This is a genomic window from Mycobacterium sp. 1245801.1 (assembly GCF_001673055.1).
GTDB lineage: Bacteria > Actinomycetota > Actinomycetes > Mycobacteriales > Mycobacteriaceae > Mycobacterium > Mycobacterium europaeum_A.
In genome coordinates this window covers 1-1,207 of the sequence record NZ_LZKY01000125.1, presented here as the reverse complement: position 1 = coordinate 1,207, position 1,207 = coordinate 1, and the positions used below count along the sequence as shown (strand labels likewise).

The window sequence follows — 1,207 nt, the reverse complement described above, 5'->3', positions numbered from 1 at the left end:
CGCGGCCAGCAGCCCGGTAGCTTTGAACCAATCGAGGTTGATCATGTTTGACCCCTTAACGCCTAGTAGTTGATATTGTGTCACGAAAGAAGGTTGCGCACCCAATCCAGTCCGCCCGAAATGTCATACGGGCTGTAATGCGGGTTCGGCTGATCAGCCAGGAACACGATGCCGCTGACGATCGCCTGAAACACGCTGATACCGAACGTGATCAACGCCGGGATGTTCGACGAGATGACGTTGGGTAGCTGGTGCACCAGCTCCGTGATCACCCCGTACGGGTTGGACAGGAAATCCCCTCGAGCTACCGCCTGGTAGATGGATGCCTTCAACTGGCTCGCTTGGTCGTCGCCGTTCTCAGCGAAGATGTCTCCCTCGCGGTAATCATCCATGAAGTTCGGCGGCAACGCCGGGCACCCGGGGGCGCCGTAACGCTTGTACGGGTCCAGTCCATGGGTGCCGGTCTTCTTGATCTGCCCGATGGCCCACGGCGCGATCGAATCCGTGCCGCGGCAAGGGTTGCCGTAAGCCAGGGTGCCGAGCCGGTCGGCCTCCCGCCACGCCAGCGGCTTCCCCGGCGCCAGGTACGCCTCGTAGAAATCGTATCCGACGATGCCGCCCTGACTGAACACGCCCAGAACCCACGGGGTGCCCGCCGGGAACGGCACACCGTTATCCATCCTGGCTTGCCCGACGAGGCGAGCGAGTTCCTGCACACCAGAGGCGTTGTCGAACGGGATGGCGCCGTTGTTGTACCCGATTGGCTGGTGGTGGCATAGCCCCTCGCGCTCCAACTGGGTGGCGGTGTCGGCGACCGGGCCGGCGAACATGTTCGACATGTGGCCCTCGACCGTGAAGAACACCGGGGTCTCGATGTACCTCGATTTCTTGGCGGTCTGGATGTTGAAGTGGCCGGTCTGATCCAGCCCCAGGCGGCGCTGCATTTCTTTCGTCGCGGCTATCGAGTCGGCGTCGAAAACACCGGTTACGGGTGGGGCGTAAAACTCGTATGCCCGCTGGAACCATTGCTGCCAGTTGAGGACGTCTTGGCCGGTGTCGCCCGGCATGAGAGGGAAATGCATCAGAGGACTCCAAATACCTTGTCGCGCAGCGTTCCTGGCTGCGACTGCCATGCCGGATCGCCCGGCCCGAGCTGGTTGGTGATGTACTCCAGCAACTTCCGGTCGGTGGCCGACGCCACCCAAGC

The 1,207-nt window shown here is 62.2% G+C and carries 1 protein-coding gene and 1 pseudogene; both read right to left on the bottom strand.

The genetic code is table 11. The annotated features are described in order from the left end of the window. Window positions 1-80: 80 nt before the first annotated feature. Window positions 81-1,082 (bottom strand): peptidoglycan-binding protein, encoded by a 1,002-nt coding sequence (locus tag A5622_RS07210; RefSeq protein WP_197507965.1) that lies wholly within the window; start codon window positions 1,080-1,082, stop codon window positions 81-83. Then, a pseudogene (locus A5622_RS30700) lies at window positions 1,082-1,207 on the bottom strand (M15 family peptidase); the annotation flags it as partial. The gene A5622_RS07210 and the pseudogene A5622_RS30700, both read right to left, overlap by 1 nt.